This window comes from Streptomyces chisholmiae (genome assembly GCF_031845445.1).
Taxonomy (GTDB): Bacteria; Actinomycetota; Actinomycetes; order Streptomycetales; family Streptomycetaceae; genus Streptomyces; species Streptomyces chisholmiae.
In genome coordinates this window covers 327,804-341,478 of sequence record NZ_JAVREO010000006.1, presented here as the reverse complement: position 1 = coordinate 341,478, position 13,675 = coordinate 327,804, and the positions used below count along the sequence as shown (strand labels likewise).

Here is a 13,675-nt window from a genome sequence, read left to right as displayed (position 1 = left end):
CGACGTCGTGGAACCAGAGTTGCCCAGGGTTTCCCAGCACACCAGGAATCGCCGGACTATTCGCCCGCAGGGAGGAACGCGGCGGACCAAACGTTCAGCCGGTGGCGGTCAGTTCTTCGATTCGCCGGGCGAAATCCGGCGTGGGCAGCGGAAGTTCGATCTCGTCCACGAACTGCACGGCGTCCGGCAGGTAGTGGATGACCGCGGCCGCCGCCTCGGTCAGGTAGTCCTCGCCCTGGTGCAGGAGGGCCAGCACCCGCAGCACCAGGCCCGGGCAGCTGCCGTCCAGCTGTTCGTCGGCGGCCGGATGCGGGTGGTGGTTCGGGTCGGCCTGCCGGTGCCACAGCTCGGCCTCCCACTCCTCCCCCAGGGTCATGTGGTGCAGGTAGAGGCAGTAGGCGGCGGCCCCGTCGCCGGCGCCGGCGGCGAACTGCCACCAGAAGCGCGCCGAGTCCTCCTGGCCGGCCAGCTGCAGGGCGCAGCCGAGCACCCGGGCGCCGTCCGGCTGCAGGATGCGCCGGCCGAGGAAGGCGGCCATGTGCTGGAGCGCACCGTTCTGTTCGACCACGGTGCGACAGAGGATCTCCAGCAGGCTGCGCACCTCGGCGTCGCCGGCCACGGCCGGGACCTCGCGGTCGGCCCTCGCGGCGGGACACGGCTCGGCGGCGGCGTCGGCGCCGAGCCCGGCGGCGATCCGCCGCTCGGCCGCCTCGATCTCCTGGTCGCTGTAGGTGTGCGGGCGGCGGGCCAGCACGGCACGGGCGAGCAGCTGCTCAATAGTCACCGTCATCGTCGCCGGCCTCCTCCCGCGCCCTCCGTTGGGTCTCCTCGCCGGGCTCCAGGCCCAGGGTCTCCTTGAGCCGGTGCCTCGCGTAGCGCGCGGTGGAGCGTACCCCGGGCACCGTCAGCCCGAGGATGTCGGCCGTCTCGACGGTGCTGTAGCCGATGCAGTAGCGGAGCACGATCACGTCGTGCTGGCGCTCCGGCAGCTCGCTGATGGCCTGGTGCAGGCTGAGGCTCTCCTCCAGCTCGCCTATCGGGTCGACGGCGTTGTGCAGCGCCTCGGTCTCGAAGGCGGCGGTGTCCATCACCACCGGGCGCCGCCCCTTGGCCCGGGCGGCCTCGATGGTGCGGTGCTTGAGCACGTTCCAGGCGTAGCCGGCCGGGCTGTCCACCCGGAGCGCCTCGGCCCAGTCGGCGGCGAGCCGCTCGAAGGCGTGGTCCACGGCCTCCTCGGCGTCCACCCGGTTGCCCAGGTACAGCTCGGCCCAGCGCACGTACGCGGGCCGGTACATCTGGTGGAAGGCGCGGAAGTCGGCGGGCAGCGGGGAGAGAGGAGCGACGCCGGTCCGGCGTCGGGGAACGGCCTCGGTCATCGGTGGCTCCTCCCGGTACGCGGCTGACGGCGCCGGCCGGGCCGGCACGCGGGCACCGAACGGGTCGGGCCTGCCTGGGGAACGAGCGATACGTTCACGGACCTCCTGGTCCTCTCTTCGTCAGGTCGGGGACCACGGCGGCGTCTGTGAAACGCCGGCGTGCGCCCCTCGGCGCGCGGGGATCGGCCCGCACCGCTGTTCCCGGGCTTCGGGGCCACGGGTCCTTACCGAGGGCGTTCTCATCGTCGCGGAGGAGAGCGCCAACCGCACACACGGAGCGGGCGTCCGACTGATCCGGACACCCCGTCGTCGTCCCGGCACGGGGCTCAGCGCCTCGAACCGCTATCCCGAACGCCAAGGAGGCTAGCGGGCTCCGGGCCGGGCTGCCAACCCGAAAGCCCGCTCCGCCACGTGGTATCGGTCACCCGCCGGCCCGGGAATCGGCGCTGAACTCGCCGGTCGGCCGGGGGTGTTGACACCGGCTCGCGCAGGTGAGCGAGCCGGCGGCGCCCGGTCGGGGGCGGGCCGGGCGGGGTCGGCGGTGGGTCGGCTTCCGGGCCGCGGGTGGGCCGGGAACGGAGAGCGGCCCCCGGGGATCCCGGGGGCCGCTCTCCGACGCCACACTGTCGCCGCGTCGCTCGCGGTGGCCGCGGAGGCTGTGGGATTTGAACCCACGGTGACGGGTTACGCCACGACGGTTTTCAAGACCGTTCCCTTCGGCCGCTCGGGCAAGCCTCCCGGTGCGCTGGCTGGCCAACGCACCCGGACAGCCTAGCGGCTTGGCGCTACTCCCCCACGCGTTGACCCAGCACGATGGTGGTCGTTTCCTCCCGGCCGTCGCGCAGGTAGGTGACCTCGACCGACTCACCCGGCTGGTACGTCCAGATCTGGCTGATCAGGGTGGGGCTGCTGTCGATCACGCGGTCCCCGAAGCGGGTGATCACGTCGCCCGGCTGGAGGCCGGCCGCGTCGGCCGGGCCGCCCGGGGTGACCGGGTCGCTGCTGTCGTTGGTCGCGTCGACGATCCGGGCGCCCTCCTGGCCGCCGGAGCCGCTGTCCACCGAGGCGCCGATGATCGGGTAGACGGCCTCGCCGCGCTCCATCAGGTCGCTGGCGACCCGGCTCGCCTGGTTGATCGGGATGGCGAAGCCCAGGCCGACGCTGCCGGCCTCGCCGCCGAGCCCGCCGGTGGTGGAGCGGATCGCCGAGTTCACCCCGATGACCTCGCCGTTGGCGTTGAGCAGCGGGCCACCGGAGTTGCCCGGGTTGATCGAGGCGTCGGTCTGCAGCGCGTTCATGTAGGAGGCGTTGCCGCTCTGGCCGTCGCTGGAGGCCACCGGGCGGTCCTTCGCGCTGACGATGCCCGTGGTGACCGTGCCGGAGAGGCCGAACGGGGCGCCGATGGCGATGGTGGCGTCGCCGACCGCGACGGCGTCGGAGTCGCCGAGCGGCAGCGGCTCCAGATCCCGGTCGTCCGCGTCGAGCAGCCGCATCACGGCGACGTCGTAGCCCTCGGCGTGGCCGAGGACCTCCGCCTCGTAGCTCTGGCCGTCGGAGAAGGTCACCGAGACCTCGCCGCCGTCGGCCGCGGCGGCGACCACGTGGTTGTTGGTCATGATGTGGCCCGCCTCGTCGTAGACGAAGCCGGTGCCGCCGGCGGACTCGGAGCCGCTGGCCGCCTCGATGGTGACCACGCTGGGGAGCGCCGCCTCCGCTATCCCGGCGACGGACTCCGGCTCCCTGGCCGGGGCGCCGGAGCCGCTGCTGAGCCCCACCGCGCTGTCGTCCGAGCCGGCGTCGGCCGCCCAGTACCCGACGCCGCCGCCGACGCCGCCGGCGATCAGGGTGGCCACGGCGACGCCGATCAGCAGGCCGTTCCGCCGGCGCTTGGGCTGTGGCGGCGCGGGCTGCGGCGGGAAGGCCCAGGAGCCGGTCGCCGCGGGCGGGCCGCCGTACCCGGCGGCCGGGGCGCCGACCGCGGGCGGGGGCACGGCAGCCGGCGGGGGCGCGGGGATGCCGGCGCCCTCGGTGGCCGCCTGGCTGGGGCCGGCCGGCGGGGGTCCGGCCGGCCGGTGGGCGGCCGGCGCGGGGTATCCGGGGGCGACCGGCGGCGGCCCGGCCAGCGTCTGTGGCTGTCCGGGCGGCGGCCCGGGCGGAGCCGAGGGGACGGGCGGCCCGGCGGCGGGCGCCGCCCCCGTCAGGCCCTCCCCACCCGGCCGGGCCGCGGGCTCCGGCGCACCGTCCGCCGGCCCGTCCGGCCTGCCGGGACCTTCGTTCTCGGTGCTCACTGCACTCTCCTAAGGCGTCTGCTGGAACGCGGGACCGCTGTCGCTGCCTCTGACAGCTTCTGCGACGCAGTCTTCCCCATGTCCTGTCAGGCGGACGTAAACGGCGGCGTGCTCGGGCCGTGCGGTCCGCTCCGGTCATCTCCGGTCGTCCTCAGCTCATCCCCGGTTGTGCTCGGCTCATCCCCGCTCATAGCCGCTCATCCGCGCTCACCTCACGCGCTCACCCCCCGCGCTCACCTCACGCGCTTGCCGGTCCTCCCCAGCCGTCCCCGGTTCGCTCCCCGGCCGTCCCCCGGCACTTCCCGGCCGCCCCCACCACCGCCGGTCGTCGCGGTGGCCCGGCTCGTTCCGCTCCTCCCCGGCCCGCCGCCGACCATGGCACCATGGCGCGGGTGACCGTCGACCGTTCGCGTATCGCCGTGATCGCCCACCGGGGCGCCTCCGAGGACGCCCCCGAGCACAGCCTGGCCGCCTACCGCCGGGCCATCGAGGACGGCGCCGACGGTCTGGAGTGCGACGTCCGGCTCACCGCCGACGGCCATCTGGTCTGCGTGCACGACCGCCGGGTCAACCGCACGTCCAACGGCCGGGGCGCCGTCTCGGCCCTGGAGCTGGCCGAGCTGGCGGAGCTGGACTTCGCGGCCGGCCGGCCACTCTCCGGCGCCGATCCGGCCGCCGGCCCGGAGGCGCCGGACACCGTGGACCCGGAGCGCAGCGCGGTGCTCACCCTGGAGCGGCTGCTGCGCCTGGTCGCCGAGGCGGACCGCCCGGTCGACCTGGCGATCGAGACCAAGCACCCGACCCGGTGGGCCGGGCAGGTGGAGGAGCGGCTGCTGGCGCTGCTGGCCCGGCACCCGGTGCCGGGCCAGGTGCGGGTGATGAGCTTCTCGGCCCGCTCGCTGCAGCGGGTGCACCGGGCGGCCCCCCAGCTGCCGACGGTCTTCCTGATGCACTTCGCGCTGCCCAGGCACCGGGGCGGCCGGCTGCCGGCCGGCGTCGCCGTCGCCGGGCCGAGCGTGCGGATGCTGCGCCGCGACCCCGGCTACGTGGCGCGCGCCAGGGCGGCCGGCCACCCGGTGCACGTCTGGACCGTGGACCGTCCCCAAGACGTGGAACTCTGCGTCGAGTTGGGCGTGGACGCGATCATCACCAACCGCCCGCGCACCGTGCGCGCGCAACTCGCCGACCGCGGCTGATTCCGGGAAGAGCGGCGGCGTTCCACACCGCTCAGCCGATCGTGGAGTGATCAGCCGTTCTTACCCCGCGTACTACGGCGCATTCGCTTCGTATCCGATCATTACGAGTACGTCAACGGATCTCACTTGGCCGGTTTCCACCGTGTTCTCACAGGGCATCGATCCTGTGGCGTGGGGCAAAGGGAGGTTTCGGGGGTGGCGTTCGTGGTCACACAGCAGGTGCCAAGGACGTCGTCAATGACGGTGCTCCACGGCCCTTCCGGGGTGGGTGTCGCACGACGACGATTGCGATCGGAATTGCGGGAGAATGGCGCCGGGGAAACGATCATCGAAGATGCGATGTTGATCCTTTCCGAACTCCTCAGCAATTCCTACCGACATGCTCGGCCGTTGGACGACGGCCGGTCGATCAGGGCCGACTGGCGGCAGGAGGCGGACGGCTCGCTCACCATTTCCGTCACCGACGGCGGCGGGCCGACCAGGCCCCGGCTCAGCTCCCCCTCGGTGACCGCGCGCGGCGGCCGCGGTCTCACCATCATCACCACGCTCTGCCGCTCCTGGGGGGTGCGGGAGGCCGCGGCGGGTTCCGCCGTCACGGTCTGGGCGGTCCTGAGCGCGGCCTAGGACGGTTAGGCTCGCCGGACGACCAGAGCCCAACGCACGCAGGAGCCGTCCGTCATGGCGAAAAAGCGCCGCCCACGCCCCCAGAACGCCGCCCCGACCAGGCCGACCGCCACCTCGGGTGAGATCCCGGTGGTGGGCGCGCGGGAGCCCTGCCCGTGTGGCTCGGGCCGCCGCTACAAGGCATGTCACGGCCGGGCCGCGGTCCAGGCCGCCACCGAGTTGGTCCGCCGCCCCTTCGAGGGGCTGCCCGGCGAGTGCGACTGGGTCGCGCTGCGCGAGCTGGTGCCGGCGGCGACGGCCACCCTGACCCTCCGCGACGGCCTGCCGGCCGACGTGCCGTCCGTCACCCTGGGCACGGTGCTCCCGATGGCCTGGCCGGCGCTGCGCCGCGACGACGGCTCGGTGCTGCTGGCCGTGCAGAACGACACCGCCACCGGCGACCTCAGCCGGGACCTGGCCGAGGTGCTCGGCCGGGCGCTGACCACCGACCCGGGCAACCCGGTGCCGGCCGGCCGCACCGACCCGCAGGGGCCGCGCCTCCAGGACCTGCTGGACCTGGACGCGCCGTTCGTCCCGCAGGTGCACCAGGGCTTCGAGTTCTGGCTGGACGACGCGCAGGCCGCCACCCCCGAGGTGGCCGCCTCCCTGGAGCGGGCCAACGAGGCCGCCACCCCGACCGCCCGGCTGGCCGGCGTGGACGCCGCCTACTGGTGCCAGACCCCGGAGCGCAACCACCTGCGCTGGGTGATGGCGCACCCGGAGGACGTGCTGCTGGACGCACTGGCCAGGCTGCACGCGGCCGGCACCGCCACGCTGGGCGAGGGCACCCGGCTGGTCGGCTCGTTCCGGGCGCACGGGCTCACCGTCCCGGTCTGGGACCTGCCGAGCGGGATGGGCGCCGAGGAGTGCGAGAAGCCGGCCACCGCGTTCGGTGAGCGGCTGGCCGAGGCGCTGGCGGAGGAGGCCCCGCTGACCGCGGACGAGCGCCGTGCCAGGAGCGGCCTCACCAACCGTCAGATCACGTTGAACTGACGCGCGAGGCGGCGCCCACGCGAGTGATTCCAGTCACAACTCGCCCCGGATTTCGCGAGTTAGCCGCCGAGGTCGCCATCGCGGGATTTGCGAATCCCCGATGACTTGTTACCTTTTGGAGCGAGCCCGGTCGCTGGTGCATCCCCCGTCGCCAGCGATCGGGTTCTTCGCTGTCCGCGTCCTGGCCGGCCCGCGCGGGCGCCACGCCGGGTGCGGGCGGCCCCCGGCAGCCCTAGTAGGCCAGCCGGCTCCCCTGGTCGGGGGCGCTCCTCGCCGCCTCCACCAGCACCTCGATCAGCTTGGCCACCCCCGGCAGTCCGGCGTCGGCCGCCTCGGCCGGCGGCCGCACCCAGGAGACCGGGCCACGGCCCAGCGGCGAGGGCGGCAGGGGGAGGTAGCCGCCCCGCCCGTGGAACCGCAGCGAGCTGGGCACCCCGGCCTGGAGATGGAGCAACTCGCCCAGCTCCGGCAGCCCGTAGGGCCGCACCAGCAGCGCCCAGCGGGTCGGCATGGCCACCACGGGGCCCACCCGGACGCCCCGGCCGCGCAGCGCGGCGAGCGCCGCGGGGCCGGCCGTCGCCGGCAGGCTCACGGCGCACGGCGCCCGGCCGCCGGTGGCCAGCAGGATCGGCGCGGCCGGCCGGCTCGTCCACCACCAGCGGACCATCCGCGGGTCGGCGGTGGCCGCCAGCAGCTCGGGGTCGACCGGGTGCGCGCCGGGGACCGGGCAGTCCTCCCGGGCGCAGCGGCAGCTCCCGTCGGGGGCCGCGGCCACCCCGGGCAGCACCGGCCAGCCGCGGACCGCGCAGGCCTGGGCCGCGTCCCGCAGCGCCCACCCGCGGTCGGCCCAACCGGCTTGCCGGCCCGGTGTGTTGTCGTCGTCGTTGGCGCGTCGCTCTCCGAGGATCTCGCACATCGGCGCTCGTTCCCTTCCTTCGCGGGTCACTCGGCCTCACGTGGAACTTAGATCACCGTACGTAGCGGTCGCGTTGGCGAACCGGCGGCGGACTCGCCCTGGCCGCCTGCTCTCGGTAGGACGTCAGAACTCAACGCTCCGTTCCGATATGTACCCAGTATGCACCCCGGCTGTTCGGCTCAACGTCAGGGTCTGGACGCCTCAGTGGACCGTGCAAGGGATCACACGCCCCTCTTTTTCCGCCAATCTCCGCCACTTCTCGCCAAACCGCCCCGGCCTCGGCCTGTCGCGCGCCGAACGCCCGGACCCGCTGGGCATCATCCAACCCGGCAGGACCCCGAGATCAGCACCGTCCGCGCCGTTCACGCCCGGGCCAGGCCCTGCCACCAGGTGCCGGCGAGGCTCACGTCCGGGGTGGCGGAAGCGCGCCCCGACGAAAGTCCCCCACATGAGCACCCCATCGCCGCCGCCCTCGCCACCATCCACGAAAGTGGCCGGAATCCATCCTCGGCTCGCCCCGGTGGCGCACACTCCCGCGCCCCCGAGCCAGGACGCGCGCCACCCCGCGCCGGCGCGCCCCCACAACGCCCCGGAAGACCGGCTCGCCGGTTGGATCTCCGACCTCACCACGCTCCAGTCGCTCACCGAGCGTATCGGCCGGACGAGCACTCTGCGGGCCGCGATCGAGGAGACGCTGCGTGCCGGCGCGCAGTTGCTGGGCGCCCGGCGCGGCCTGCTCGCCCTCGGCGGCCCGGCCGACGGGCAGCCGCCGGCCGGCGAACGGCTGGTGGGCCTGGGCCTGGACCGCTCGGAGCTGGGCCAGTGGGAGACGGTCCCGCGCGGTTCCGCCTGCCACACCCGGCTGCTCGACGGCCTGGCCGGCGGACCGGGCGACGGTCCCGCGAGCCGGGGCCAGAGCGGCCGGCCCACCGACCCGCCGGACGCCGCCCCCCGGGCCCCCGGGGAGACCGGGGAGACCAGACAGACCGGCGAGACCCGGCAGGCCGGGGCGATCCGGGAGATCGGCCACCACGACATCGCCAGGGCGCCCGGCCTGCACCCGCGCCACCGGGCGGTGGCCGCCCGGCTGGGCTGCGCGGCCAGCTACGCGCTGCCGCTGGCCGCCGAGGCGCCCGAGCCGATCGGCGCGGTGCTCTGGCTCTTCGACCAGCCGGGCCAGCCGGAGCCGCGCCAGCGGCAGCTGCTGAGCCGCTATCTGCGGCAGGCCGCCCGGCACATCGCCGGCCGGCAGGAGCTGGGCCAGGCCAGGGACGCGCTCGCCACCGTGCGGGAGGAGCTGCTGCCGGCCCGGCTGCCGCGGGTGCCGGGGGTCGAGCTGGCCGCCCGGCAGCTGGTCGCGCCCCGGGGCACCCCGGTCTGCTGGGACGCGCTGGCACTGCCGGACGGCGGCCTGGGCCTGGCGGTCGGGGCGGCCGCCGAGGCCGGCCCCGCCGCGCTGGCCGCGACCGGCCGGCTGCGCGCGGGGCTGCGCGCCTACGCGGTGATGGAGGGGGAGGACCCGGTGGCGGTGCTGGCCGACCTGGAGCTGCTGCTGCGGCTGACCGAGCCGGGGCGGCCGGCCACCGCGCTCTACGGCTACGCCGAGCCGGCCACCCGCCGGCTGCTCGTCGCCTCCGCCGGGCATCCGCCGCCGCTGGTGGTCGGGGAGCGCGGCGCCGAGTTCGCGGACACCGCGCTCTCCGCCCCGCTGAACATGCTGGCCTGTTGGGAGGCGCCCAGCGTGGGGCTGGAACTCGCCCAAGGCGAAACGGTCCTGCTGTACAGCGAGGGGCTGCTGCGGCGGGCCGGCGGCCCGCTGGACGCGGCCTTCGCCGGGCTGCGGGCGGCCGCCCGCGGCGCCCCGCCGGCGGCCCGCGCCGAGCCGGGCGCGCTCCTGGACCACCTGCTGGCCGTGCTCCCCGCGGCCCACCCCGGCGGTGAGCCGGCGGACACCGTGCTGCTGGCGGCCCGATTCGGCTGACCGCCGCGCCTGTCGCGGCCGAGGGGCCCGACCTACGATGGGAACCGGCCAGTAGTGAACGGACGCATCCGCGGGCGCGGGCGCGTGGCCGGCGGCGAAGGAGGCCCAGGTGGCGGAAGAGCAGACGGAGCGGGCGACCGACGAGCGGGCGACGGCGGAAGCCCTCGGGGAAGGGGCCGCCGAGACGGCGGAGAAGCCGGTCGGGGAGCGGAAGAACGGCATCGCCCCCACCGTCTCCGACGAGCTGGCCGCGAACATGCGGCAGGGCTGGGCGGACACCGAGCGGCGCGACCTGACGCCGATCCCGCAGGCCGGGCACACCGCCAGGCGGCGGGCCGAGCTGTCGGCGCGCTTCCCCGGCGAGCGGCTGGTGATCCCGGCGGGCCGGCTGAAGGTCAGGTCCAACGACACGGACTACCCGTTCCGCGCGGCCGTCGAGTACGCCTACCTCACCGGCGACCAGACCGAGGACGGGGTGCTGATCCTGGAGCCGACGGGCGAGAGCGGGCACCAGGCCACCCTCTACCTGCTGCCGCGCTCCGACCGGGAGAACGGCGAGTTCTGGCTGAGCGGCCAGGGCGAGCTGTGGGTCGGCCGCCGGCAGAGCCTCGGCGAGGCCGAGCTGCGCTACGGGCTGCCGGTCGCCGACGTGCGCACGGTGCCCGAGCTGCTGAAGGGCGCCACCGGCCCGGTCCGGCAGGTGCGCGGCCACGACGCGGGCGTGGAGGCCGCGCTCACCGACAAGGTCACCGCGGAGCGGGACGAGGAGCTGCGGGTCTTCCTCTCCGAGCAGCGGCTGGTCAAGGACGAGTTCGAGATCGCCCAGCTGCGGCACGCCTGCGAGGCCACCGCGCGGGGCTTCGAGGACGTGGTCCGGGTGCTGGACCGGGCCAAGGCGACCTCGGAGCGGTACATCGAGGGCACCTTCTTCCTGCGCGCCCGGGTCGAGGGCAACGACGTCGGCTACGGCTCGATCTGCGCGGCCGGCCCGCACGCCACCACGCTGCACTGGGTGCGCAACGACGGCCAGGTGCGGGACGGCGAGCTGCTGCTGCTGGACGCCGGGGTGGAGACCACCGAGCTGTACACCGCGGACGTCACCCGCACGCTGCCGATCAACGGCCGGTTCGACGCGGTGCAGCGGAAGATCTACGACGCCGTCTACGAGGCGCAGGAGGCCGGCATCGCGGCCGTCCGGCCGGGCGCCAAGTACCGGGACTTCCACACCGCCGCCCAGCGGGTGCTCACCGAGCGGCTGGTGGAGTGGGGCCTGGTCGAGGGCCCGGTGGAGCGTGTTCTGGAACTGGGCCTCCAGCGGCGCTGGACACTGCACGGTACGGGCCACATGCTGGGCCTAGACGTACACGACTGCGCGGCAGCCCGCCGAGAGAGCTATGCGGAGGGCACCCTGGAGCCGGGTATGTGCCTCACCGTGGAACCCGGGCTCTACTTCCAGGAGGACGACCTGACCGTCCCCGAGGAGTACCGGGGCATCGGGATCAGGATCGAGGACGACATCCTGGTCACGGAGGACGGCAACGTGAACCTTTCCGCCGGCCTGCCGCGCGCCGCCGACGAGGTGGAGGCGTGGATGGCCGAGCTGCGAGGCTGAGCGGGGCCGGCCCGTCAGGTGTCAAAAGGGCCGTTTGGGGTACAGCCGGGAACACGGGTGCGCGCTGACGCGTTAATCGAGTCACCCATTCTCTGGAAGGAGAGTCCGTGTCCGCCCAATCGACGGACCCTGACGGGCATAGTCCCGGACCACCTCGCCCGCATCTTGATGCCAGCGGCACACGGCGAGGTGGTGTCAGTTGAGTGCCGCACTTGGTCTGCTCGCCGTCTTGGTGTTGACGGCAGGGACCGGTTACTTCGTCGCCCAGGAATTCGCCTTCGTGGCGGCTGATCGGCTTGCCCTCGGACGTGAGGCAGCCGCCGGCGACAAGCGGGCCGCCCGGGCCATGAAGGTCCAGGAGCGGCTGTCGTTCATGCTCTCCGGGGCACAGCTCGGCATCACGGTCACCGGCCTCGTCGTCGGTTTCCTCGCCGAGCCGTCCCTCGCCGCGATGCTCGACCCGATGCTCTCCGGCATCGGGGTGCCGGACGCGGCCGTCTCCGGCGTGGCGCTGGTGCTCGCCTTCACGCTGGCCACCGCCATCCAGATGGTGTTCGGTGAGCTGGCGCCGAAGAACCTGGCGCTCGCCGTGCCCGAGCGGCTGGCCAAGAGCCTGGCCGCCTCCACGCTGGCCTATCTGCGGGTCGCCGGCCCGCTGATCCGGATCTTCGACGCCTCGGCCAACCGGCTGCTGCGCCGGGTCGGGATCGAGCCGGTGGAGGAGCTGCACCACGGAGCGACGTTGGAGGAGCTGGGGCACCTGATCGACGAGTCCCACGAGCACGGCCAGCTGCCGCGGGCCACCGCCGAGCTGCTCGACCACGCGCTGGAGTTCTCCGAGCGGACCCTCGCCGAGGTGATGGTGCCGCGCGTCGAGGTGAACTCGGTGCGGGCCGCCGCCCCCGCGGCGGAGGTGGTGGAGCTGATCAGCGACCACGGCCACTCGCACTACCTGGTGATCGGCGACCGGGTCGACGACATCGTCGGCGTGGTCGGGGTCCGGGAGCTGATGCGGCTGACCCCGGAGCGGATCGGCCGGCGCACGGCCGGCGCGCTGGCCAGGCGCGCGGTGCTGTTGCCCGACACGCTGCCGCTGCCCGGCGCGATGGAGCAGATGCAGGCCGCCGGCGAGGAGTTCGCCGTGGTGCTGGACGAGTACGGCGGGCTGGCCGGCATCGTCACCCTGGAGGACATCGCCGAGGAGCTGGTCGGTGAGATCGCCGACGAGAGCGACGAGGTGGAGGAGCTGGCGGTGCCGGACGGCGCCGGCTGGCTGGTCGACGCCGGCCGCCGGGTGGACGAGGTGGCCGAGGCCACCGGCATACCGCTGCCGGAGGACGAGTCCTTCGAGACGGTGGCCGGGCTGGCCATCGAGCACTGTGGGCGTTTCCCCGAGGTGGGCGACCGGATCGAGGTGACCCTGGTGGACGGCCGGCTGGCCTCGCTTGAGGTACTGGCGCTGGACCGCCGGGTGCCGGCCCGGATACGGCTGGAGCAGTTGGCTCCGGAGCCGACGGCGGTGCCGGTGGCGCAGCTGACGGCGAAGGCCGCGACCGCGGCCCAGCCGGCGCGAGAGGGGCAGCCCTCATGAGCCCGGGTATGGCGGCAGCCATCACCGTGCTGCTGCTGGTCGGCAGTGCCTTCTTCGTGGCCGCGGAGTTCGCCCTGGTCGCCGCCAAGCGGCACCGGATGGAGGCGGCGGTCGCCGAGGGGCGGCGCGGCGCCAAGGCGGCGCTGTCCGGCATGCAGGAGCTGTCCCTGATGTTGGCCGGTGCCCAGCTGGGCATCACCGCCTGCACGCTGGGGCTCGGCAGCATCTCGAAGCCGGCCATCTCGCACGAGGTGGACCCGCTGCTGCACAGTCTGGGGCTGCCCAGCGGCCTCTCCTACGCCATCGCGTTCGCGTTCGCCATGATCGTGGTGGTCTTCATCCACATGGTGGTCGGCGAGATGGCGCCCAAGTCGTGGGCCATCTCGCACCCCGAGCGGTCGGCGATGCTGCTGGCGCCGCCGTTCCGCGCGACGGTGCGGGCGGTCCGGCCGTTCATCTGGGTGATGAACAAGATCAGCAACGGGCTGGTGCGGCTCTGCCGGGTGATCCCGCGCGAGGAGCTGACCAGCGTCCACGACCGGGAGCAGCTGACGCACCTGGTCGTCGAGTCCCAGCGGCTCGGGCTGATCAGCGAGGCCGACTCGGGGTTGATCACCCGCTCGTTGACCGAGCCGCAGTCTCCCGTGGGCGCCTTCCAGGTGCCGGCGCGGGAGATCGTCTCGGTGCCGTCGGACGCCGGGGTCGAGCTGATCCTGGCGACGGCCTCGGCGAGTGACCACACCCGCCTGCTGGTGGCCGACGGCGACCGGGTGGTCGGCTCGGTGCACGCCAGGGACGCGGTGGTGGCCAGGGCCGGTGGCCGGCGGGTGACCGCCGGGGAGCTGGCCAGGCCGGTGCCGGAGCTGACCGCGGACCACACGGTGGACTTCGCGGTGGAGCAGCTTCGGCAGCGCCGTGCCTCACTCGCCGTGGTGCGGGACGCGGACGGCCGGTTGACCGGGCTGATCAGCCTGGACGACCTGCTGGTGCGGTTGATGGCGCCGCAGCCCTGAGACGGCCGCCGGGGCGTGCCCCGGCGCTGAGGACGGCGAGGGCCGT

11 protein-coding genes and 1 tRNA gene are annotated in these 13,675 nt (G+C 74.4%); 7 read left to right on the top strand and 5 right to left on the bottom strand.

What is annotated here, in order from left to right; all coding sequences use genetic code 11:
* Positions 1–94 precede the first annotated feature (94 nt).
* From RM844_RS12885 to RM844_RS12870, 4 genes are all read right to left on the bottom strand, one after another.
* On the bottom strand, positions 95–790 hold the full coding sequence (locus RM844_RS12885; protein ID WP_311667228.1) for a hypothetical protein: 696 nt from the start codon (positions 788–790) through the stop codon (positions 95–97).
* Positions 774–1,376 carry a sigma-70 family RNA polymerase sigma factor gene (locus RM844_RS12880; protein ID WP_311667227.1) on the bottom strand — a complete coding sequence of 201 codons (603 nt, stop codon included), beginning with the start codon at positions 1,374–1,376 and terminating at the stop codon, positions 774–776. Before RM844_RS12880 ends, RM844_RS12885 begins: the two co-directional genes overlap by 17 nt.
* A gap of 650 nt (positions 1,377–2,026) precedes the next feature.
* Positions 2,027–2,114, bottom strand: a tRNA-Ser gene (locus RM844_RS12875).
* A 47-nt stretch (positions 2,115–2,161) separates the two neighbouring features.
* Complete coding sequence (locus tag RM844_RS12870; protein WP_311667226.1) at positions 2,162–3,664, bottom strand: S1C family serine protease; 1,503 nt, start codon at positions 3,662–3,664, stop codon at positions 2,162–2,164.
* A gap of 383 nt (positions 3,665–4,047) precedes the next feature.
* On the opposite strand from RM844_RS12870, the gene RM844_RS12865 reads away from it, so the two are divergent.
* The 3 genes from RM844_RS12865 to RM844_RS12855 all read left to right on the top strand — a co-directional run bounded on the left by RM844_RS12865 (position 4,048) and on the right by RM844_RS12855 (position 6,516).
* Positions 4,048–4,860 carry a glycerophosphodiester phosphodiesterase family protein gene (locus RM844_RS12865; protein ID WP_311667225.1) on the top strand — a complete coding sequence of 271 codons (813 nt, stop codon included), beginning with the start codon at positions 4,048–4,050 and terminating at the stop codon, positions 4,858–4,860.
* 237 nt (positions 4,861–5,097) lie between these two features.
* Positions 5,098–5,484 (top strand): ATP-binding protein, encoded by a 387-nt coding sequence (locus RM844_RS12860; protein WP_311667224.1) that lies wholly within the window; start codon positions 5,098–5,100, stop codon positions 5,482–5,484.
* A 54-nt stretch (positions 5,485–5,538) separates the two neighbouring features.
* Positions 5,539–6,516: a DUF5926 family protein gene (locus RM844_RS12855; protein ID WP_311667223.1), complete on the top strand. Its 978-nt coding sequence runs from the start codon at positions 5,539–5,541 to the stop codon at positions 6,514–6,516.
* 232 nt (positions 6,517–6,748) lie between these two features.
* Here the strand turns inward: RM844_RS12855 and RM844_RS12850 are convergent, their stop codons facing one another.
* Positions 6,749–7,432 (bottom strand): bifunctional DNA primase/polymerase, encoded by a 684-nt coding sequence (locus RM844_RS12850; RefSeq protein ID WP_311667222.1) that lies wholly within the window; start codon positions 7,430–7,432, stop codon positions 6,749–6,751.
* Between the two features lie 448 nt (positions 7,433–7,880).
* On the opposite strand from RM844_RS12850, the gene RM844_RS12845 reads away from it, so the two are divergent.
* The 4 genes from RM844_RS12845 (at position 7,881) to RM844_RS12830 (ending at position 13,629) form a co-directional block, all read left to right on the top strand.
* Positions 7,881–9,413, top strand: coding sequence for a PP2C family protein-serine/threonine phosphatase (locus tag RM844_RS12845; protein ID WP_311667221.1), 1,533 nt, complete (start codon positions 7,881–7,883; stop codon positions 9,411–9,413).
* Positions 9,414–9,522: 109 nt separating this feature from the next.
* On the top strand, positions 9,523–11,025 hold the full coding sequence (locus RM844_RS12840) for an aminopeptidase P family protein (protein WP_394814492.1): 1,503 nt from the start codon (positions 9,523–9,525) through the stop codon (positions 11,023–11,025).
* A gap of 199 nt (positions 11,026–11,224) precedes the next feature.
* Positions 11,225–12,616, top strand: coding sequence for a hemolysin family protein (locus RM844_RS12835; RefSeq protein WP_311667220.1), 1,392 nt, complete (start codon positions 11,225–11,227; stop codon positions 12,614–12,616).
* On the top strand, positions 12,613–13,629 hold the full coding sequence (locus RM844_RS12830) for a hemolysin family protein (protein WP_311667219.1): 1,017 nt from the start codon (positions 12,613–12,615) through the stop codon (positions 13,627–13,629). Before RM844_RS12835 ends, RM844_RS12830 begins: the two co-directional genes overlap by 4 nt.
* Positions 13,630–13,675: the final 46 nt, after the last annotated feature.

Bases quoted from the DNA above. Each gene is read 5' to 3' on its own strand.
- RM844_RS12855 (WP_311667223.1), top strand. From the start codon at position 5,539: ATGGCGAAAAAGCGCCGCCCACGCCCCCAGAACGCCGCCCCGACCAGG.
- RM844_RS12830 (WP_311667219.1), top strand. From the start codon at position 12,613: ATGAGCCCGGGTATGGCGGCAGCCATCACCGTGCTGCTGCTGGTCGGC.
- RM844_RS12885 (WP_311667228.1), bottom strand. From the start codon at position 790: ATGACGGTGACTATTGAGCAGCTGCTCGCCCGTGCCGTGCTGGCCCGC.
- RM844_RS12880 (WP_311667227.1), bottom strand. From the start codon at position 1,376: ATGACCGAGGCCGTTCCCCGACGCCGGACCGGCGTCGCTCCTCTCTCC.
- RM844_RS12845 (WP_311667221.1), top strand. From the start codon at position 7,881: ATGAGCACCCCATCGCCGCCGCCCTCGCCACCATCCACGAAAGTGGCC.
- RM844_RS12850 (WP_311667222.1), bottom strand. From the start codon at position 7,432: ATGTGCGAGATCCTCGGAGAGCGACGCGCCAACGACGACGACAACACA.
- RM844_RS12865 (WP_311667225.1), top strand. From the start codon at position 4,048: ATGGCGCGGGTGACCGTCGACCGTTCGCGTATCGCCGTGATCGCCCAC.
- RM844_RS12860 (WP_311667224.1), top strand. From the start codon at position 5,098: ATGACGGTGCTCCACGGCCCTTCCGGGGTGGGTGTCGCACGACGACGA.